The organism is Microcystis viridis FACHB-1342, assembly GCF_014698335.1.
GTDB classification, from domain to species: Bacteria; Cyanobacteriota; Cyanobacteriia; order Cyanobacteriales; family Microcystaceae; genus Microcystis; species Microcystis ichthyoblabe_A.
In genome coordinates this window covers 1-19303 of sequence record NZ_JACJSV010000066.1, presented here as the reverse complement: position 1 = coordinate 19303, position 19303 = coordinate 1, and the positions used below count along the sequence as shown (strand labels likewise).

At 43.7% G+C, this 19303-nt stretch carries 20 protein-coding genes; 8 read left to right on the top strand and 12 right to left on the bottom strand.

The genetic code is table 11. The annotated features are described in order from the left end of the window. Positions 1-39 precede the first annotated feature (39 nt). From H6G40_RS18295 to H6G40_RS18280, 4 genes are all read right to left on the bottom strand, one after another. Complete coding sequence (locus tag H6G40_RS18295; RefSeq protein WP_002749922.1) at positions 40-261, bottom strand: DUF4327 family protein; 222 nt, start codon at positions 259-261, stop codon at positions 40-42. A gap of 168 nt (positions 262-429) precedes the next feature. Beyond that, positions 430-1317, bottom strand: coding sequence for an acetylglutamate kinase (argB, locus tag H6G40_RS18290; RefSeq protein ID WP_069473805.1), 888 nt, complete (start codon positions 1315-1317; stop codon positions 430-432). Positions 1318-1396: 79 nt separating this feature from the next. Then, on the bottom strand, positions 1397-2620 hold the full coding sequence (locus tag H6G40_RS18285) for a M20 family metallopeptidase (protein ID WP_069473806.1): 1224 nt from the start codon (positions 2618-2620) through the stop codon (positions 1397-1399). Between the two features lie 126 nt (positions 2621-2746). Continuing rightward, positions 2747-2938, bottom strand: coding sequence for a hypothetical protein (locus H6G40_RS18280; protein ID WP_002736770.1), 192 nt, complete (start codon positions 2936-2938; stop codon positions 2747-2749). A gap of 294 nt (positions 2939-3232) precedes the next feature. Between H6G40_RS18280 and H6G40_RS18275 the strand changes: the two genes are divergently transcribed. The 5 genes from H6G40_RS18275 (at position 3233) to H6G40_RS18255 (ending at position 7985) form a co-directional block, all read left to right on the top strand. Continuing rightward, positions 3233-3751, top strand: a complete 519-nt coding sequence (locus H6G40_RS18275; protein WP_002735500.1) for a phycocyanin subunit beta — start codon at positions 3233-3235, stop codon at positions 3749-3751. A 66-nt stretch (positions 3752-3817) separates the two neighbouring features. Next, positions 3818-4306, top strand: coding sequence for a phycocyanin subunit alpha (gene cpcA / locus H6G40_RS18270; RefSeq protein WP_002736555.1), 489 nt, complete (start codon positions 3818-3820; stop codon positions 4304-4306). 176 nt (positions 4307-4482) lie between these two features. Then, entirely contained in the window at positions 4483-5361 is an 879-nt protein-coding gene (locus H6G40_RS18265) for a phycobilisome linker polypeptide (protein ID WP_002736362.1), read from the top strand. A 137-nt stretch (positions 5362-5498) separates the two neighbouring features. After that, positions 5499-7175 (top strand): bifunctional 3,4-dihydroxy-2-butanone-4-phosphate synthase/GTP cyclohydrolase II, encoded by a 1677-nt coding sequence (gene ribBA / locus H6G40_RS18260; protein WP_002736183.1) that lies wholly within the window; start codon positions 5499-5501, stop codon positions 7173-7175. Between the two features lie 66 nt (positions 7176-7241). Then, positions 7242-7985 carry a Uma2 family endonuclease gene (locus H6G40_RS18255; RefSeq protein ID WP_069473807.1) on the top strand — a complete coding sequence of 248 codons (744 nt, stop codon included), beginning with the start codon at positions 7242-7244 and terminating at the stop codon, positions 7983-7985. Between the two features lie 57 nt (positions 7986-8042). On the opposite strand, the gene H6G40_RS18250 is transcribed toward H6G40_RS18255, so the two are convergent. From H6G40_RS18250 to H6G40_RS18215, 8 genes are all read right to left on the bottom strand, one after another. Continuing rightward, positions 8043-9101 carry a D-alanine--D-alanine ligase family protein gene (locus H6G40_RS18250; protein ID WP_002737446.1) on the bottom strand — a complete coding sequence of 353 codons (1059 nt, stop codon included), beginning with the start codon at positions 9099-9101 and terminating at the stop codon, positions 8043-8045. A gap of 232 nt (positions 9102-9333) precedes the next feature. Further along, on the bottom strand, positions 9334-10335 hold the full coding sequence (locus tag H6G40_RS18245; RefSeq protein ID WP_046663498.1) for a hypothetical protein: 1002 nt from the start codon (positions 10333-10335) through the stop codon (positions 9334-9336). Positions 10336-10337: 2 nt separating this feature from the next. Beyond that, entirely contained in the window at positions 10338-10940 is a 603-nt protein-coding gene (locus tag H6G40_RS24005) for a J domain-containing protein (RefSeq protein ID WP_069473808.1), read from the bottom strand. A gap of 234 nt (positions 10941-11174) precedes the next feature. After that, the gene (gene metH / locus H6G40_RS18235; protein ID WP_190538121.1) at positions 11175-14738 is read right to left on the bottom strand and encodes a methionine synthase; all 3564 of its coding nucleotides are present in this window, start codon (positions 14736-14738) and stop codon (positions 11175-11177) included. 138 nt (positions 14739-14876) lie between these two features. Then, positions 14877-16055 (bottom strand): SpoIID/LytB domain-containing protein, encoded by a 1179-nt coding sequence (locus H6G40_RS18230; protein ID WP_123231167.1) that lies wholly within the window; start codon positions 16053-16055, stop codon positions 14877-14879. Positions 16056-16274: 219 nt separating this feature from the next. Then, complete coding sequence (locus H6G40_RS18225; RefSeq protein WP_069473811.1) at positions 16275-16907, bottom strand: restriction endonuclease subunit R; 633 nt, start codon at positions 16905-16907, stop codon at positions 16275-16277. A 236-nt stretch (positions 16908-17143) separates the two neighbouring features. After that, entirely contained in the window at positions 17144-17506 is a 363-nt protein-coding gene (locus tag H6G40_RS18220; RefSeq protein WP_069473812.1) for a DUF5615 family PIN-like protein, read from the bottom strand. Beyond that, positions 17484-17834, bottom strand: a complete 351-nt coding sequence (locus H6G40_RS18215) for a DUF433 domain-containing protein (protein WP_002737461.1) — start codon at positions 17832-17834, stop codon at positions 17484-17486. The genes H6G40_RS18220 and H6G40_RS18215 overlap by 23 nt, the downstream gene beginning before the upstream one ends. Before the next feature lie 320 nt (positions 17835-18154). Between H6G40_RS18215 and H6G40_RS18210 the strand changes: the two genes are divergently transcribed. The 3 genes from H6G40_RS18210 to H6G40_RS18200 all read left to right on the top strand — a co-directional run. Continuing rightward, entirely contained in the window at positions 18155-18463 is a 309-nt protein-coding gene (locus H6G40_RS18210; protein WP_008198070.1) for a hypothetical protein, read from the top strand. Next, positions 18464-18814: a hypothetical protein gene (locus H6G40_RS18205; RefSeq protein ID WP_002749954.1), complete on the top strand. Its 351-nt coding sequence runs from the start codon at positions 18464-18466 to the stop codon at positions 18812-18814. A gap of 274 nt (positions 18815-19088) precedes the next feature. Further along, positions 19089-19303, top strand: a 215-nt coding sequence (locus tag H6G40_RS18200; RefSeq protein ID WP_190537532.1) for an IS4/Tn5 family transposase DNA-binding protein, incomplete at its 3' end; no start/stop codon positions are given.

Here is a 19303-nt window from a genome sequence, read left to right as displayed (position 1 = left end):
ATAATCTTGGTAGAAAGCTGCTTTTGAGTCGATGGTCGCTTATTCCTCGTCCCAAGCTTCTACCGCTACCACTTCGCTGAGAGGGTCTTGCATGGAGAAACCGAAATCGAGAAGCTCTTGCTTCCAGTATCCCCACTCATCTCCGTATAAAAGAGCCAGTTTCCAGATACTATCGCTAGGTTTGACTACTTTTGCATCTATCCACTTGCTAGCCTTGCGTTGAAACTTCACCATCGGGTGAGCTACAGCTTGTTTGGTCATAAATTCAATTGCTATGAATACTTCAGATTTTGCGCTTCCCGACTAAACTAACTCAAGACTAAGACTTTTGCCATTACAAAGGAGTGAGAAGCGCGTTTATTAACTTACTTTTACACCATATCTGTGGTTTTAGGCAAGTCTTTTTAACCAAAAGTACGGTAATTACTACTATAGATTAGTATAACCGGAGGCCACAATCATGGAACCGATGCCTCGATCGGTGAAAATTTCCAGTAAAAGGGCGTGGGGAAGACGACCATCGATAATATGAGCGGCCTGAACTCCCTGAGCCAGCGATCGCACACAGCAGCCAACTTTGGGAATCATCCCGCCGGCAACGATGCCTTTTTCAATCAACTGCCGGGCTTGTTGGATATCTAATTTAGCCAATAAAGTGGAAGGATCCTTGTAATTCTCTAAAATTCCGGCTGTATCGGTCATCAAAATCAGTTTAGCCGCCCCTAAAGCCGCCGCTATTTCTCCGGCTACCGTATCGGCATTGATATTATGAGCTTGGCCGGTTTCATCGGCGGCCACACTAGAAATCACGGGAATATAGCCACTATTGACCAAGGATTCGACGACGCTAGTATCGACACTGCTCACTTCTCCCACAAAACCAATACCCTCTTTACCCACGGGACGAGCAGTGATCAGATTACCATCCTTACCGCATAATCCTACCGCTTTACCGCCGGCTTGATTGATCAGGGCCACAATTTCTTTATTGACGCGCCCCACCAGCACCATTTCTACCACATCCATGGTGGCGGCATCGGTGACGCGTAAACCGTCTTTAAATTGGGGTTCAATGCCTAATTTATCCAGCCAACTGTTGATTTCCGGACCGCCGCCGTGGACAATAACGGGACGAACCCCCACACAGGAGAGAAAAACGATATCTCGCATGACCGTGTCTTTGATATCGCTGTTATTCATGGCCGCACCACCGTATTTAACCACGACAGTACGACCGCGAAATTCTTGTATATAGGGTAGGGCTTCGCTGAGGATTTTCACCCGTTGGGCATCGTTTTCCTGGATATTATTATTCATGCGTTTTTTTACCTGTCTGATTCAGTGATCAGTTTAGCGGTTTCAGGTTTGACAAAAACTGTTCACCTTGAACGGATTGCTAGAAAGTCTTAGAGTTGCCGAATTTTTCGACGCAACGGACAAAAATCTCGACTCCCATGGTTAACACCGATTCATCAAAATCAAAACGGGGATGATGGTGGGGATAGGCTAATCCTAATTCGGGATTGGCGGATCCCAAGAAGAAATAACAGCCCGGTACTTCCTGTAAAAAGAAGGACATATCTTCCCCTCCCATGGTTTGACATTCGGGAACGATTCCGGCTGGGGTTTCCACCACTTGTGCGGCGATGGAGCGCACTAATTCCGCCATCCGATCATGATTGATTACCGGGGGATACAATTGCCAGTAATCGAATTGATAACTGGCCCCGTGACTTTGACAGATGCCCGCGATAATTTCTTCCATCCGTTGTCGGAAATAGCCCCCTAACTGGGGATTGAAATAGCGCACCGTCCCACTGAGATTAGCACTATCGGCGATCACGTTTCTAGCGCTTCCCGCCGCTAATTTACCCACAGTCACCACGGCGGCATCGAGGGGGTTAAGGTTGCGGGCGACGATGGTTTGCAAGGCGTTGACGATTTGGGCCGCCACCAGTAGTGAATCGACGGTTTGATGGGGAATTGCCCCGTGGCCTCCCCGGCCTTGAATCTGGAGATCGAAACATTCCACCGCCGCCATTAAAGGCCCATTTTTTACGCCCACTGTCCCTAAAGGCAGATTATTCCAGAGGTGTAGCCCGATAATTCCCTCCACGTCGGGATTTTTCAGCACTCCCGCTTCGATCATCGGTTTCGCCCCCCCCGGCCCCTCTTCGGCGGGTTGGAAAATAATTTTTACTATCCCCTTGACATCGTGACGGTTTTGTGCTAGGTAAACTGCTGTACCGAGGGCGATCGCTGTGTGGCCATCGTGACCACAGGCGTGCATTTGGCCCGGATGTTGGGAACGATAGGGGACTTGGTTTTCTTCGGCGATCGGTAGTGCATCCATATCGGCCCGCAGGGCTAAAACTGGCCCCGGTTGACTGCCTGCGATGGTGGCGACAATTCCGGTGCCGGCGATACCGGTTTGATGGTCAATTCCGTATTTAGTCAGGGTTTGACTGATTAAGGAGGCGGTGAGATGTTCTTGAAAGCCTAGTTCTGGTTTTTGGTGTATTTGTCGGCGCCAGTGGACTAATTGCGGCTGCAGAGAACGAATAGCAAGGCGAATTTGAGGGCAATTTAAGCTATTGGGGACAGGAAAGGAGGAAATCATCGGGTTCGGACGGCTAGTTTTTTTGATCACTGGTTTCTAGTTTAACTTCAGGAGACAGGGGACAGGGGACAGGGGACAGGAGACAGCTTTGTTCTCCCCACACCCCACGCCCTTCTTTACAAAACTTCATCGTAATTTGAGCGCCGGAAAGGGCAATCCTTGGGCAATAGGGGAAGGGAAAGCGGGAAAATATAAAAAAAAGCTTAAATTTTCTATCTTGCTGGCCTTTATACCCTTAAAGCCTTGCTGTCTCTGATTTCCTGACGGTGAGAGGCTTTGAGCCATGTCAGGAATTGATGACCAACTCGATCGAGTCATTGTTAAGTGACCGTTACAAAAAGACAGCAAAAAACTTAATAATATGTAACAAACAAAGTTTCGACAGCAGTGTATAAATTTAACTTGAGGGGCCAAGATAACAGACAAAAGTTAAGCTGGATACTTGTTTAACCTCCTTAGGTGATTTATGAGAGAGCAGTGAAGTTTTTTCAGGTTTCTTAAAGTAAATCGCAACAATCACGGTCAAGGCTCGTCCAGACTCACCGTGAAATCCCTTAAGAGGGAAAATTTTAATTGCAAGCAAATCCCATTTAAATTTAGGAGATTGTCACAATGTTTGACGCATTCACCCGGGTAGTATCCCAAGCTGATGCTCGTGGCGAATATTTAAGCTCTTCGCAACTAGACGCTCTCAGCGCCATGGTTGCCGACAGCAACAAACGGATGGACTCTGTTAACCGGATCACCAGTAACGCTTCCACCATCGTTGCCAACGCCGCTCGTAGCCTGTTCGCTGAACAGCCCCAACTGATCACCCCCGGTGGTAATGCCTACACCAGCCGTCGTATGGCCGCTTGCTTACGCGACATGGAAATCATCTTGCGCTATGTTACCTACGCTACCTTCTCTGGCGACGGCAGTGTTCTCGATGATCGTTGCTTAAATGGTCTGCGCGAAACCTATGTAGCTTTGGGAGTACCAGGAGCTTCCGTAGCTGCTGGCGTAAGCAAAATGAAAGAAGCTGCTTTATCCATTGCTAACGATCGCAACGGTATCACCCCCGGCGATTGCAGTGCTTTAATGTCTGAAATTGCCAGCTACTTCGACCGCGCCGCCGCTGCTGTCGCCTAGTCCCTGGGGCTAGTCTCAATTAAACCGTAGGAAACTTATTGCAAGATTATTGGGAGATACCAAAAAATGAAAACCCCCCTTACCGAAGCCGTAGCAGCCGCTGATTCTCAAGGTCGTTTCTTAAGCAGCACCGAAATCCAAACTGCTTTCGGTCGTTTTCGTCAAGCTTCTGCTGGCCTCAGCGCCGCTAAAGTGTTGACCGAAAAAGCCAATTCTTTGATCTCTGGCGCTGCTCAAGCTGTGTACAACAAGTACCCCTACACCACCCAAATGCAAGGGGCTAACTTTGCGGCGGACCAACGCGGTAAAGAAAAATGCGCTCGTGACATCGGTTACTACCTCCGCATGGTGACCTACTGCTTAGTTGCTGGTGGAACCGGTCCGATGGACGAGTACCTCATCGCTGGTATCGACGAAATCAACCGCACCTTCGACCTGTCTCCTAGCTGGTACATCGAAGCTCTCAAATATATCAAAGCCAACCATGGTTTAAGTGGCGACCCTGCGGTAGAAGCCAACTCCTATATCGACTACGCTATCAACGCTCTCAGCTAGTCCAATCGAAAAAACTGCTGGTCTGGAAAGACAGGAGGTTGTTAGCAAAAGGGTTAGCAATCACCTGTTCTTCCAGACCTTGTTATATCCATCGTCAAGGCGGCCAGGTAATCGAACTGATCCTCCCCTAGTTTTGAGGGGTCAGAAAATGATCATTTTTTTGTAGGAGAACTTTAGTGGCAATTACTACCTCAGCTTCCCGTTTAGGGACAACCGCTTTTAGCGAGGTTGCTCCCGTGGAATTACGTCCCGATTGGTCCCGTGACGACGCACAGGCGGTTATTCGCGCCGTCTATCGTCAGGTGCTAGGCAATGACTATATCATGCGTTCCGAGCGCCTTACCAGTGCCGAATCCTTACTCTGCAACGGTTCGATCACCGTGCGGGAATTCGTCCGCGCCGTGGCCAAATCGGAACTGTATAAGAACAAATTCTTCTACGGTAACTTCCAAACCCGCGTCATCGAACTTAATATCAAACATCTTTTAGGTCGCGCTCCCTACGATGAGTCGGAAGTGGTCTATCACCTCGATCTCTACGAAAACAAAGGATTCGAGGCCGATATCGACTCCTACATCGATTCCGCCGAATATACCGAAAACTTCGGCGATAGTATTGTTCCCTACTATCGTGGTTTTGCCAGCCAACCCGGTCAAAAAACCGTGGGATTTACCCGGATGTTCCAACTCTATCGCGGTTATGCTAACAGCGATCGCTCTCAGATTGCCGGCAAAACCTCCCGTTTAGCGGTGGAATTAGCTCAAAACGGTGCTTCGGCAGTAGTCGGTCCCTCCGGTGGCAGCGATGGTTGGGCCTATCGTCCCTCTGCTCAACGCAACACCCCCAGTAAAGCTCTGGGTGGTAGTGTGGCCTATGGTGATGTGGGTAAGCTCTATCGCGTGGAAATTGCCGCTATTAGCAAACCGGGTTATCCCCGTGTCCGTCGCAGTAGCAAAGCGATTATCGTCCCCTTTGAACAGTTAAATAACACCCTGCAACAGATCAACCGTCTCGGTGGCAAAGTTGCCAGCATCACCCCCGCTAGTTTGAACTAATTTTCTAGCTTAAGATAACTAAAAGTCTCCCGGGCAGCCGTCAGGTTCACCGGGAGACTTCTTTCTAGGGAACTGACAGAAATTGAACCTCAGCAGATCGAGCAAACCTGTAGAATGAAAATAGTTCTATCGTTTTAATGCCTGTGACTGTCACTTCGAGCGCTTTTGACTCTATCGATACTGCCTTAGCGGAAATCAAAGCCGGACGGGCTATTGTAGTAGTTGATGATGAGAATCGCGAAAATGAAGGAGATCTAATCTGTGCGGCCCAATTTGCCACCCCCGATCTGATTAACTTCATGGCAGTGCAAGCTCGCGGTTTAATCTGTCTGGCAATGACGGGAGAGCGTCTTGATGCTCTCGAATTACCCTTGATGGTGACAAAAAACACCGATAGCAATCAAACCGCTTTTACTGTTAGCATCGATGCCGCTCCCCATTTAGGGGTTAAAACTGGCATTTCGGCAGAAGATCGGGCGAAAACCGTGCAAGTTGCCATTAATCCAGTCACTCGTCCCGACGATCTCACCCGTCCCGGTCATGTCTTCCCGATTCGTGCTAAAGCCGGTGGAGTCTTAAAACGCGCCGGTCATACGGAGGCAGCCGTGGATCTAGCTCGATTAGCCGGGTTGTATCCGGCGGGAGTTATCTGTGAGATCCAAAATCCCGACGGTTCCATGGCCCGTTTACCGCAACTATTTGAATACGCTCGTCAACATAATTTAAAGTTAATTAGCATTGCCGATCTGATCAGTTATCGCTTAAAACACGATCGCTTTGTCCATCGGGAAACAGTCTGTGATTTTCCCAGTCAATTCGGCACTTTTCAGCTTTATGCCTACCGAAATTTATTAGATCAAACCGAACATATCGCTATTGTGAAAGGCGATCCCGCTCTCTTTGATGATCAACCTGTAATGGTACGAATGCACTCAGAATGCCTGACTGGGGATGCTTTGGGATCCTTGCGTTGCGATTGTCGGCAACAGTTACAAAGTGCCTTAAAAATGATTGAAAACAACGGTTTAGGGGTGGTGGTTTACCTGCGACAGGAAGGCCGGGGAATTGGTTTAATTAATAAGCTAAAAGCCTATTCTTTACAGGATATAGGATTAGATACGGTGGAAGCCAACGAAAGGTTAGGATTTCCCGCCGATTTGCGCGATTACGGCATGGGAGCGCAAATGCTCAACGATTTGGGGGTGAGAAATATTCGTTTAATTACCAATAATCCGCGTAAAATTGCTGGATTAAAAGGCTACGGTTTGGAAATAGTCGAGCGAGTACCTTTGCTGATCGAGGCTAATGATTATAATTCCAATTATCTAGCAACAAAAGCGGAAAAGTTAGGACATCTATTCTTACAAACCTATCTAGTCACCATCGCTCTCAGTTGGGGGGAAAATCCGCCGTCAATTTCCCAAAGATATCATCAATTGGAGAAATTACGGCAGTTAAGTCGCGCTAATCAATTATCTCTCCAAGAAGAAACCCGACCGGTAGCCAATGCCCTTTTTGATCGCGCCCCTTTGATCGTACATTTAGGTTTAGATATTCGTCAGGGTGTCAGCAGTAATTGGTATAAAAATCCTTCCCATCCTTATCTTTTGGTTATTGACAAAATATTAAATGACGTTAAAGATTGGTCGGAAATTGAACGCTTAGAATTTTTAATTTCCGACGGAGACGATTCGATGACGGGATTACAAATGAAACTTGATCATCAAAAAATGTCCGATGAAGATTTCTCACAATTACCACAATTAGCTACCCAAATTATCTACAGTTTTACTCGTGATTCAACAAAAAATTAGTTTTTTATGACCAGAAAAGAGCGTAACAGTTATAATTAAACAAAGCTAGTATAACGGGGAAAAACTATGACAACTCTCGACATTTTACCGGAAGTTACCTGTCCCCCCACCGATTTATGGAGTGATGAACCACCCTTGGAAAGTGATCTACATCTACAACAAATTACAATTCTGATCGGTTGTTTAGAAAGGTTATGGCAACAAAGAACTAATTACTACGCTTCCGGCAATCTTACCATCTACTATAACGAAGAACAACTAAAAAAACGTGATTTCTGCGGTCCTGATTTTTTTGTGGTTTTAGATACAGAAAAACGTCCCCGCAAAAGTTGGGTGGTTTGGGGAGAAGGGGGTAAATATCCCAATGTGATCGTGGAAATTCTCTCCCCATCCACTGCTAATATTGATCGCAATAAAAAGAAAAATCTCTATCAAAATACCTTTCGGACTCCTAACTATTTCTGGTTTGATCCTGAAAGTTTAGAACTGCAAGGATTTAGATTAATTGCTGGACAATATCAGGCTATTGCTGCTAATGAAAACGGCTATTTATGGAGTGAACAGTTAGAACTATATTTAGGCATATTTGACCGTAAACTGCGTTATTTTACCGTCGATGGTCAATTGGTTCCCACTCCCCAAGAAGCTGAATTAGAGCAAAGACAAGCAAAGGAACAGATTTTTTTAGAAAAGGAACAGGAACGACAAGCGAAGGAACAGGCTATCCTTGAAAAAGAACAAGCTATCTTGGAGAAGGAAAAATTAGCCCAAAAATTACGAGAATTGGGCATTGATCCTGAAACTATCTAATTGATAAATATCTCTAGGATAGGTAATTCCTATCCTAGAAATGTTGGTGATTTAACCTTATTTTTCCTGTCTTTCTAAGGCTAATTGTACCAACTTATCGACCAATTTATCAAACTCTAAACCGGTGGCTTTCCAGAGTTGGGGATACATACTAAAATTAGTAAACCCTGGCAGAGTATTAATTTCATTGAGAAACACTTCCCCAGTCTTCTCCACATAGAAAAAATCCACCCGCGACAATCCCGCAGCATCCACAGCTTTAAATGCTTCTACAGCCATTTCTCGCACTTGATTAGCAATTTTATCAGGAATATTAGCGGGAATCACCATACTCGATCGCCCATCAGTATATTTAGTTTCATAGTCATAAAAATCACTATCAAAAGTAATTTCTCCCACCAAAGAAGCTTGGGGATTATCATTACCTAAAACCGCACATTCGATCTCCCTTGCGGTTACTCCTGCTTCAACAATAATCCGTCGATCATAACTAGCAGCACTATCTAAAGCAGCCTCTAATTCTTGCCGGTTGCGTGCTTTACTAATACCCACCGAAGAACCTAAATTAGCCGGTTTAATAAAACAAGGATAACCTATTTCCTCGGCGATTTGATCGCACAATTGCGGAAAAACACAGGCATTTGACCACACTTGTGAGCGGGTTACGGCCTTATACTTAACTTGGGGTAATCCAGCGGCTGCAAAAGCAGTTTTCATGGCAATTTTATCCATTCCTAGGCATGAACCCAGTACCCCACTACCCACAAAAGCAACCCGCATGAGAGTGAGTAATCCTTGTAAAGTGCCATCTTCTCCATTCGGTCCGTGGAGAATTGGAAACCAAACCTCAATTTCGCTCACTTCTGGAGGAAATTGCCAGATATTGACTTTTATATCACTCTCAATAGCTAGGGGTTGCCCAGAGGTTAAAATTTGTCTAGCAGTTGCTGCCGAATGCCAACAGCCATTTTTATCGATATAGAAGGGGATAACGGCGTATTTGTCAAGATTTTCGGGATAATTAAAAGCTTGCAGGATCGATCGAGCCGAATTGATAGATACCTCGTGTTCTCCCGATCGACCACCAAACAACAATCCTACCTTGATCTTATCCATATTATCCTCTCTAGACCCAGCTAGATCCTAAATTAGAGTTCAACTATCATATATACTATGGGCGGAGTTGACAATAGTTGCCAATGATTTAGATGCGGCTGTTCCTCGTGAGATAGGAGTTTTAACCCAAACTTTCGATAAATTAATTATCGCTCATGATGAGATGTGGTCGTTCTTTCCCTAAAAAAATCGATAATCACTTTGGAGCTATTCACCCCCCGAAATTGAGTGATTATTTAGCTAATTTTTCCAGTTTTTTCTTAGTTTTCTGAAGTTTTAAGGCTAAATTACCATGATGTTCGGGATAGTAAACGTGCAAGAATTCGATAAAATCCTCGATGGTACAAGGTTGATGAAATCCCCCTAAGTTACCGTGGAATTCTTGGTGAATTTCTTCTTTAATAGTCACCAAATTCAGATCTAATGTCGCTAGATGGGGATATTTCTGGGCAGAGTAAAGATGATGGACAGCGAGATTAAATTTATTATTTCTATCCGGTTTTTGCCCTGTCACCTGACAAGTGTTTTTATCTCTAGTTTTAGCTCGTTTTTTAGCCTTTTCAATCTCGATTTTTTGTTTGGTATCGTCATCTAGATTTTCCTGAATTTCTTTAAAGGCAAGAGGAAACTCCATTGCAATCATTTTACACATTTCTTGGCGCGATTTATTCGTCAAAGTTTCACTCATGGATTTAGAAATCATCACTATTCCACTTTCAGAGAACCAAAACTCTCTTTTTTCATCTTCGTAAAAATCTACTCCTAATTCTAGAGGTTTATCAGTTCTTTGCTGAAGATGATTCACGGTTTTATTTAGCTTGGTTCCATTAGTTTTTAAAATTCGCCGCAAACTCTGTTTATGAATCATAGGCCGTCCTTTATAAACTTGAATTTCGCCGGAGTCAGTGAGTTCAGCAAAAATTAATTTTCGTGCTAAGGAGCGACGAATTTTTTGATCGTGCTTAGTAAAAAATTCTCTAAATCTGTATATAATTCCTCGCTTTTCATTCTTCTCGATATAGGAAGCAATTTTTAAAGCACCTTCAAAAGAAAACACTCTAACTTTATCTTTTTTGTTGACAAATTGATAATCGACACCTTCAACTAAATCCCAATCATCATTAGGATCAGCATCAAAAATATCAACAATTTTTTCTAGTTTTTCAAGAGTAATAGAAAACCATTGAGCTAATTCGGTATCCCGGATCAGGAAGGTATTTGCTTTCTGAGGCATGATTATTTTATCTCCGTGGTGATAGATTTATACATCACAGTCAAACGATCAAAGATGTGAGAGTTTCCTGTTTCTTGGTTATCGGGATGATAGATCTTAGAAAGACGATAATAGGCATTTTTAATGTCTTCCTTGCTGGCAGTATTTGGATCAAGATCGAAAACACGATAGGGACGAAAATATTTAAAAATATTGATACCGTTGATACAATCTTTCCCCTGTTCGTAATCTTCTTCAGGAAGAATACCGATATATTTCCTGTAGATAACCTCCCAACTTTCTCGCTGAGATAAATTGATGTTATCAAAGGCTCTAGTAGCCATTTGAAACATACTCGATTTTTTTAATTCTGTGGTATTGCTAACCTCAAAATAGGCATAAACTGCCTGTTTAAGTTGCGTTAGAGTTAAAGGTTTAACTTTTGAGCTTGTGGTGGTGGTGGCTGTAGTTTTTGATTTAGTTAACGATGGTTTAGGAGACTTTTTACGGTGGTTTTTGATGACAAAATCGGCAAAATCTTCGAGAATACGACTTTCGATCGAGTATTGCTCACAGATATGACTAATCTGCTCTAAAATGAGCGAGTTAAGAGGATTAGTGGTCATAATTTCCCTAAGAAGCTGCAAAAAATCTAGCCTTTCCTATCAAGATGAAGTGTAGGCTAATTTGGTATGAACGACCGACGACTGACTCCCGAAAACTTCCTATCCTAAATTAATACCACAGCAGTGGCCACTTTGTCATGTGGTTAATAATCAAAAAAATTGCTGGCATATTATAGATCTAAGTCGATAATTGCAATGAAAACTCAAATCTGATCACTGATAACTGGTCACTGATTAGGTACTAAAGTATTTAGCGGTGGGGTGATAGGTAATAATGGCGGTGGTGGATTGTTCTGGGTACAATTGTTCGCTTTCGTCCATATACATCCCAATGCGATCGCATCCTAACAGATCTAGTTGCTTGTATTGGTCCTGAATATTGGGACAAGCGGGATAGCCGAAACTATAGCGAGAACCCTGGTAACGCTGTTGTAGTATATCGCGGATATTATCGGGATCGAACTCTGCGAAACCTAACTCGCGACGGATGCGGGTGTGGGTCCATTCGGCCATGGCTTCGGCGGTTTGGACAGCCATGCCGTGATAATAGAGGTATTCGGTATATTCGTTGGCATCAAAGAGAGATTTAGCGTATTCTGTGGCGATTTCCCCCACTGTCACCGCTTGCATCGGGAAAACATCGATAATACCGGATTCCTGCGGGGCGAAAAAGTCAGCAATACAGAGACGACGACCGGATTTCTGGCGAGGAAACTCAAAAATGGCGATTGGTTGCAGATTTTCGGGTTTTTCGCCTGCTTGTATCGATTCGGGATCGTAAATTAACAGGGAATTACCGGACGACTGACAGGGAAAATAACCATAAATTAATGTGGGGTTTAGTAAATTTTCCTTGACAATTTTCTCTTTCCATGCTGTCAGAATTGGATGAACTTTTTCCTGTAAAAACTGGTCGTATTCTGGCTTCGATTGGCTTTTGGGTTTGCGGAATTGCCATTGACCGACAAATAAAGCTTGTAGGTCCAAATACCAGAAAACCTCCTCGATGGGAATTTCTGCTGCTGTTAATATTTTAGTACCCCAGAAGGGCGGTGTTGGTCGGGGAATATCAACTGCCACCGCTTCGGAACGACGGGTATCAATAACTAATTCTTGGTTGACGCTGCCATCGGTAAAAATAGTATCGGGATTAACCTTTAATTCTTCGGCAACAACCGGGGGTTTTTCTGCCTCGGCAAACTTACCTAAAAAGCCTTTACTATCATCCCATTGACCGCCAGCTTTAGCGGGCATTAATTTATCCATAAAATGCAGGTCAGAGAAGGCATCTTTACCATAGATAACCTGTCCCTTGTAGGTTTTTTGACAGTCATCATGGACAAATTTGGGAGTTAAAGCTGCCCCACCAAGAATAACAGGAACGGTGATTCCTTTTTCATTAAAAACCTCTAGATTTTCCTTCATAAAAGCCGTCGATTTCACCAATAAACCGCTCATGGCGATACAATCGGCCTTATGTTCTTTGTAGGCTTCGATGATATTTTCTACGGGTTGTTTAATGCCCAAATTAATCACCCTATAGCCGTTATTGGTCAAGATAATATCAACTAAGTTTTTACCAATATCGTGAACATCCCCTTTAACCGTTGCGATAATAAAAGTCCCTTTGGCATTATTATCCCCCTCTTTTTTCTCCATAAAGGGTTCTAAAAAAGCAACGGCAGCTTTCATAGTTTGGGCAGATTGGAGAACAAAAGGTAACTGCATTTGTCCCGAACCAAATAACTCACCCACTACCTTCATCCCATCCAGGAGGAAAATATTAATAATATCTAGGGGTGGATAGTCCTGTAAAGCTTGCTTTAAAGCGTCTTCCAGTCCCAATCTTTCCCCATCAATAATATGCTGTTTTAAGCGTTCCTCCACGGGTAAATTAGCATTACTAGAGGGGTCTTTTTTAGTAGTTTTCCCCGCAAATAATTCGGTTAATTTGGTCAGGGGATCATAAACACATATATCGCCATCAAAACGACGATTATCATAGATTAAATCCCGACAAATTTGCTGATATTCTGGTTCAATTTTTGCCAGAGGAAGAATCTTATTGGCGCTGACGATTGCCCCATCCATCCCCACCTGCATCGCTTCGTTGAGGAAGACGGAATTTAATACCTGACGCGCTGCCGGATTCAACCCAAAAGAGATATTAGACACACCTAAAAGAATGTGACATTCGGGCAGTTCTTGGCGAATTCGGCCCATTGCTTCGATAGTAGCCTTGCCATTTTCTCGGTCTTCTTCGATACCAGTAGAAATCGGTAAAGCTAGAGGATCAAAAAAGATTTCGTAGGGAGGAATTCCGTATTCTATCGCCGCATAATAGGCCCGTTTAGCTATCTGGAATTTTTTCTCGGCAGTGCGTCCCATTCCTTCTTCATCAATGGTTCCAATTACTACCCCCGCGCCGTATTTTTTCGCTAAATCCAAGACTTGATAAAAACGCGATTCCCCGTCTTCGTAGTTAGTAGAGTTGAGGATACATTTACCCCCCGCTACTTTTAACCCCGCTTCCATTTTTTCCCATTCGGTGGAATCTAACATTAAAGGTAGGGTGACATTATTAACTAAACGAGAGGCTAATTGGTGCATATCGCGCACCCCATCCCGGCCCACATAATCGACGTTGACATCGAGAATATGCGCTCCTTCTTTTACCTGAGCTTTCGCCATCGATACTAAACTATCCCAGTCTTCAACATTGAGCAGTTCCCGACATTTTTTAGAACCACTGGCGTTTAATTTTTCCCCGACAATCAGGAAAGAATTATCTTGAATATAGGGTTGGGTACTGTAGATAGAAGCGGCGGAGGGTTCATAATGATAATGACGAGATTTCGGAGTTAAACCCTGACTTAGTTCCGCTAAAGCTTGAATATGGTCGGGACGAGTACCACAACAACCGCCGATAATTTGTACTCCCAAATCTTCAATAAAGTGCATTAAAGCCATTTTTAATTCTACGGGAGTGAGGCGATAATGCGCTTGACCGCCGACATTTTCTGGTAAACCAGCGTTAGGAATACAAGAAACAATAAAAGGGGAATTTTCCGAGAGATATTTAATATGGGGTTTCATTAAATCTGGACCAGTGGCGCAGTTAAGTCCCAAAATATCAATTTTATAGGGTTGTAAAATAGAGACAACGGCGTTAATTTCCGTTCCTACTAACATCGTTCCCATGGTTTCCATCGTCACCGAAACCATGAGGGGCAATCGTTGACCTTTTTTCTGAAATACTTCTTCAATAGCATTTAAAGCCGCTTTAATTTGCAGGACATCCTGACAGGTTTCTACTAATAATAAATCTGCCCCGCCATCATACAGACCCTCTACCTGTTCCACATAGGCATTTTTGAGGGTATCAAAGTCAATATGACCCAAAGTGGGCAGTTTTGTCCCCGGCCCCATGGAACCCGCCACAAAACGGGGTTTTTCGGGGGTAGAGTATTTATTAGCGCAAGCTTTGGCCAGTTCGGCGGCGCTTTTGTTGAGATAATAGGCTTGATCGGCTAAATCGTACTCGGCTAAAACTATCGAGGTTCCCCCGAAGGTGTCGGTTTCAATCACATCCGCACCCACGGCTAAAAAGGCTTCGTGGACTTTCGCTACGGCGCTAGGTTTAGTATGGACAAGATACTCGTTACAACCTTCGTATTCTGCCCCACCAAAGTCCTCGGCCGTCAGATTTTGGCTTTGTAGGGAAGTTCCCATCGCTCCATCAAAGACGAGGACGGGATGCTTGGGACCGTTGAGGTAGTCGAGAAAGGGGCTATTCATAGAGAGATTTACTGCTATAGCATTTTGAAAGTTTATTGTAATACAGTTACTAGAAATCTGCTATGGTCGGCATTTCAGTTATCAGTGATCAGTTATCAGTGATCAGATTTGAGTTTTCAGTCGAGAAAGCCTATCAATCTAATTTTGTAGAACTAGACGAGCTAAACCAACTCCGGGATAATAATTACCGAGAATTTGTTGATAATCTAGGCCTTTTTCCGCTAATTTATAGGCCCCAGTTTGACTCATACCGCGACCACCGTGAGCCCAAGCGACAATTTCATCGGTGGCAGCATAAAGAGACTCGACTACACCCCCTTTATAGCTGAGAATCTGCCCAGCAGTGGCATTAACCGCCTGGTGAGTCGATTGATACTCCGAGCGAATGCCTTTATATACCTGCCAGCGTTGGCTATTACCCAGATGAAACCAAGCATTAGCGGGGCGGATCATGTGTACTAGGGCGTAGGAACGGGCGGCGATCGCCTGTGCCTTTAAAGCGTGCATTGGCGCGGTGGAGTGCATTTCACTCCCCACCACACTATAGAGATAGGCCTCTAAATTAACATGATTGACCACTAACAAGCGATCGCCTTGGGCAACCAGCAGCACTTTACCCCGATACCAACCATCATCCACATAAACTAAACCATCGGCACTGGTGGGCTGCACAAAAATCACCTCTGGCAGCGATAAATCGCCCATTTTTAAGCCATTGGCACCTGGAATGACCGGTAAACCCTCGTTAGTGGCAATCGTTTTTAAACCACGACCTTGGCGATCGGTGATCACCGCCGGCCCGTTAACTCCAATCAAAACACTGGCCACATCCCTTTTAATCGCCACGCGAATTTCTATGGCCGGCGGCGTATAATTAGCGGGAACCACTAAGGGTTGTCTAATCACTGGTTTGGCCGCAGCAGCGGGGGCAGTATTAGGGGCAGTATTGGGGGAAGTATTAGGGGACGTTTGAACCGATGGTGCTATTTTTTTCGGCGCTGAGAGGGAAGACTGAGGAGAGGGTGCTGATTTTGGAATCGCAGAAGATTGGGGAGAGGGGGATAGTTTCGGTGATGGCGCGGTTAAGGGGGCGATCGGAGATGGGATAATAGGAGCAGGGGAGGCAGCAGTCTCTAGATTTGCCTGGGGTTGCGGGGTTTCTGGTTTTTCCTTGGCTAAATAAGTTAAGAGAATTGGCGTAAAAGTGGCGATCGACAACAAAGGAACGGCACAATGACGCAGCAGGGAAAAATAGGTACTAGCAGCAAATTTCACTTTAATCACACCATCTTTAATTTTCTTATCTAACTTTATCATTCCCCTCTCAGGCCGGGCAATTCTAGACAAAAAATCTCGTATTCTTGAGCTTGTCAGGACAAATCAGGCTGAAATAGTCAAGAAAAGCCGAAAAAATTCTTAACCACCCATCCTTAGATTAGCCGAATCTCCTCTAATCCAGGCTCTTCTAGGTTCTGTGTGATCAGCTTAACTTACCATAGAAGCGATCGATCTTTGTGTCCTTTGTGTCTCTGTGGTTCATTCCACCCCCTCGCTAGACTGACAGAGATGTTTAAGGATTTTGAGAACCTCGTATAAATCCCCCGGATTTCTCATGGCAAATAAACGAGAGGTTCCGTATAAAGGTTTACCGTCCCATAATAATTTAACAAATAAAAACTCGGAACCATTGGTCAACATTCCATAATTAGGACGGTTTGGATGAGGATTGACCATTAAATAAGCTAATAATTGCGGTAAACCTACTTCAACGGAATAAATCACCCGTTTTGATTCAATAATCATTACCCATAATTGCTCTTTTAGAATTAAAGTATCTAACCTTCCTTTAATTATTAAATCTTGATCTTCTGTAATAATTTCAACAGACTCTTCCGCTTTAATCTGAAAGGGAAATAGACAAAAGTTACCAATAAATAATAATGAATCTAAAACCGTCATCCTCACCGAAGTTTCTAAAAAGGGAGGATAATTTAATAAGTTTAAATAACCTGTTTTGATTTTATCTAACAATTCTTTTTCTTGTTCAGAGATTGCTTCTAGGTCTTGCTGCCATTCCCCAAAAAAATGCTTATCTTCTATAAACTGTAGTTGAAAATGATTAATTAAATTTCTAAGAGTGACTTCTTTCGCTTGTAAAATTTGAACCATATTTACCTCCTTAATTAAGATTTACGTTAACTGAATTGATAGCCGCAAACACGCACCCTGCGCCCAAACAATCCCTACGCCCAAAACCCATCCTAACCCTCCAGCAAACCCCGCACCTCCTCAATCCCAATCCTCAAAATATCAGTCACAGCAACGAAAATATCCTCATCAAACCGGGTTCGTAGCGATCGTGAATTGGGATTCTTAGTTATTTTAATAAGATTATTTCAATTTGATCAGGTTAACGGTAAATGAATAATTTGGTTTTCATATTCATTGTCAAAAGAACCTTTGGCAATTACAATTAATTCTAACAAGTTATCACCAATACTTAAATCTTGATTGAGAATAAAAATTCCAGGAATGTGACGGTTTTGGTTGAAGTGTTCTCTTAAATGTACTGGCATAGAAGCACGATTATTTGTCACTAAAATAAATCCCATCACCTCACACCAAATCAAGATTTCTGGATCTAATGTACCTAATTTTGGTGTATCTGGTTCACCAACTACTCGAATAATGATTTCTGGTTCTCGGCGACGCAATTGTTGAGGATACACCGAATTAACATTTTCATCAATTAAATATTTCAGTGTCATTAGCTTTCTGCTTGGCTGTTATTTCAGCTTTCAATTTTCTCAGTCGTTCAACCACAGGCGGAGGATTTTTTCGCTGTTCTTCTCGCATTTTTCGCCCCCATTCTAGCCAGTCGGCGATGTATTGGCTCACTTTTTCTTTATCATGAAGATAATAAAGAATCGTCGCATATACCTGTTCGAGGGTTAAAGATGGATAAGTATTAGCAATTTCTTCGGGAGTTTTGGCTTGGTAAATGAAATCGTGTAAAATGGTTTCAATACCGACGCGGGTTCCTTTTAGCCGAATATCGTTAGGAGCAAGAAAATTAAAATAGTCTTCGAGTTGCATGATTTATACCAATTGAAGATTCAAACTTAACTTTATTCTTTAAGTAACATTGTTATCTTAATTATACTTGATCGTTGCCGAATAGTGTGATCGCATTGGGTTCTTAATTATTGACCTCTCCCCTGGCCTTTCTCCTACAAGGAAAGGGGAGAGAATTTAGCGAAGAGAGTGCAACAACAAACTGGGTTTGTTGTCAAGGCTCCAGCCCGAACAAGTTTAACCTGTTTTCTTTAGATAGTGAGAAGCTAAATGGACATAACCCTATTGCCCAAATTGGGTAACTTATCTAGAATAAGTATATGAAGAGAGGAGGAGACGTGATGGAGTATCAGAATTTTTCGCTCATTAAAGAAGATATTCAGGCTGATGCTTGGGGACGGATTAGCCTTGGGACTCAATGTAGCAACCGTCACTATCGGATACTGATGAATACAAGCGGGGAACTTCTTTTGGTTCCCATGGTGGCGATTCCAGAGCAAGAGCTATGGGTATTTCAGAATCCTAGTGTCCGCGAGTCGCTCAAACGGGGGCTCGCGGAAGCCAGCACGGGAAATTTAGCTGAAGAACCCGTCGATTTAGACGCTATGCTTGAGTTTGCTGCATCTATTCCTGAAGAGGTCGAGGAGTAGGTGAGTTTTTCTTTACGACAGACACAGGAAGCTCGAAATACTCTATCTGAATTGCGAGCAGAAGCGGAACAGGCTCAAAAGACTCGCCTAGCTCAAGGTAGGACAAAAGCATCGAAACAAGAGGGTCTCTACAAACAGGTAACAAAAGCCCTCAAGCTCCTCAGTACAAACCCAAGACATCCAGGACTAAAAACCCACGAATTTAATTCCCTCGACAACCCTTATGATTCAACACAGAAGGTTTTTGAAGCCTACGCCCAACAGAATACACCGGGAGCCTATCGAATTTTCTGGTGCTATGGACCTCATTCGGGGGAAATCACCATTCTCGCTATTACACCTCATCCGTAGATCACAACATTGTAGGGGCGAAGCATTCGGGCGATAACCTATCGCTGAAACCGTAGATTTCCTATCCGAATGCTTCGCCCTTACTTTTTCAGCAAGCCCGAAATAGTTAGCGCTGAAGCGCAACAACAAGCCAGGTTCGTTATTCCCCCCTTATCAAGGGGGCTATCCATTAGTCAGATCTTTCTTAACAAAAAGAGAAGAAACTTAAAAAAAGGGGAAACGATTGATAGGTATAGTTTTGAAAGAAGGAATTAAGGTGGAGGTAAGCAAAAAAATGGAGAAATGGGCAGCCCAAGAATTACAGTATGCAGACCTAGGGGACACCAGAAGAAAGAAAAGGTTAATCAGTATCGTAGAAAACTTGGCCAGCCAACCTAGTACAAGTGTGCCACAAGCTTCGGGAAATCTAGCCGCAGCGAGTGCCACCTACGACTTTTGGAATTCCCCCTATTTTCACCCCTCAGATATAATTGCCGCCCAAGCCAAAAG

Coding starts and splice junctions, on each gene's coding strand:
- H6G40_RS18295 (WP_002749922.1), bottom strand. CDS start 261: ATGACCAAACAAGCTGTAGCTCACCCGATGGTGAAGTTTCAACGCAAG.
- argB (WP_069473805.1), bottom strand. CDS start 1,317: ATGAATAATAATATCCAGGAAAACGATGCCCAACGGGTGAAAATCCTC.
- H6G40_RS18285 (WP_069473806.1), bottom strand. CDS start 2,620: ATGATTTCCTCCTTTCCTGTCCCCAATAGCTTAAATTGCCCTCAAATT.
- H6G40_RS18280 (WP_002736770.1), bottom strand. CDS start 2,938: ATGACTCGATCGAGTTGGTCATCAATTCCTGACATGGCTCAAAGCCTC.
- H6G40_RS18275 (WP_002735500.1), top strand. CDS start 3,233: ATGTTTGACGCATTCACCCGGGTAGTATCCCAAGCTGATGCTCGTGGC.
- cpcA (WP_002736555.1), top strand. CDS start 3,818: ATGAAAACCCCCCTTACCGAAGCCGTAGCAGCCGCTGATTCTCAAGGT.
- ribBA (WP_002736183.1), top strand. CDS start 5,499: ATGCCTGTGACTGTCACTTCGAGCGCTTTTGACTCTATCGATACTGCC.
- H6G40_RS18255 (WP_069473807.1), top strand. CDS start 7,242: ATGACAACTCTCGACATTTTACCGGAAGTTACCTGTCCCCCCACCGAT.
- H6G40_RS18250 (WP_002737446.1), bottom strand. CDS start 9,101: ATGGATAAGATCAAGGTAGGATTGTTGTTTGGTGGTCGATCGGGAGAA.
- H6G40_RS18245 (WP_046663498.1), bottom strand. CDS start 10,335: ATGCCTCAGAAAGCAAATACCTTCCTGATCCGGGATACCGAATTAGCT.
- H6G40_RS24005 (WP_069473808.1), bottom strand. CDS start 10,940: ATGACCACTAATCCTCTTAACTCGCTCATTTTAGAGCAGATTAGTCAT.
- metH (WP_190538121.1), bottom strand. CDS start 14,738: ATGAATAGCCCCTTTCTCGACTACCTCAACGGTCCCAAGCATCCCGTC.
- H6G40_RS18230 (WP_123231167.1), bottom strand. CDS start 16,055: ATGATAAAGTTAGATAAGAAAATTAAAGATGGTGTGATTAAAGTGAAA.
- H6G40_RS18225 (WP_069473811.1), bottom strand. CDS start 16,907: ATGGTTCAAATTTTACAAGCGAAAGAAGTCACTCTTAGAAATTTAATT.
- H6G40_RS18220 (WP_069473812.1), bottom strand. CDS start 17,506: ATGACACTGAAATATTTAATTGATGAAAATGTTAATTCGGTGTATCCT.
- H6G40_RS18215 (WP_002737461.1), bottom strand. CDS start 17,834: ATGCAACTCGAAGACTATTTTAATTTTCTTGCTCCTAACGATATTCGG.
- H6G40_RS18210 (WP_008198070.1), top strand. CDS start 18,155: ATGGAGTATCAGAATTTTTCGCTCATTAAAGAAGATATTCAGGCTGAT.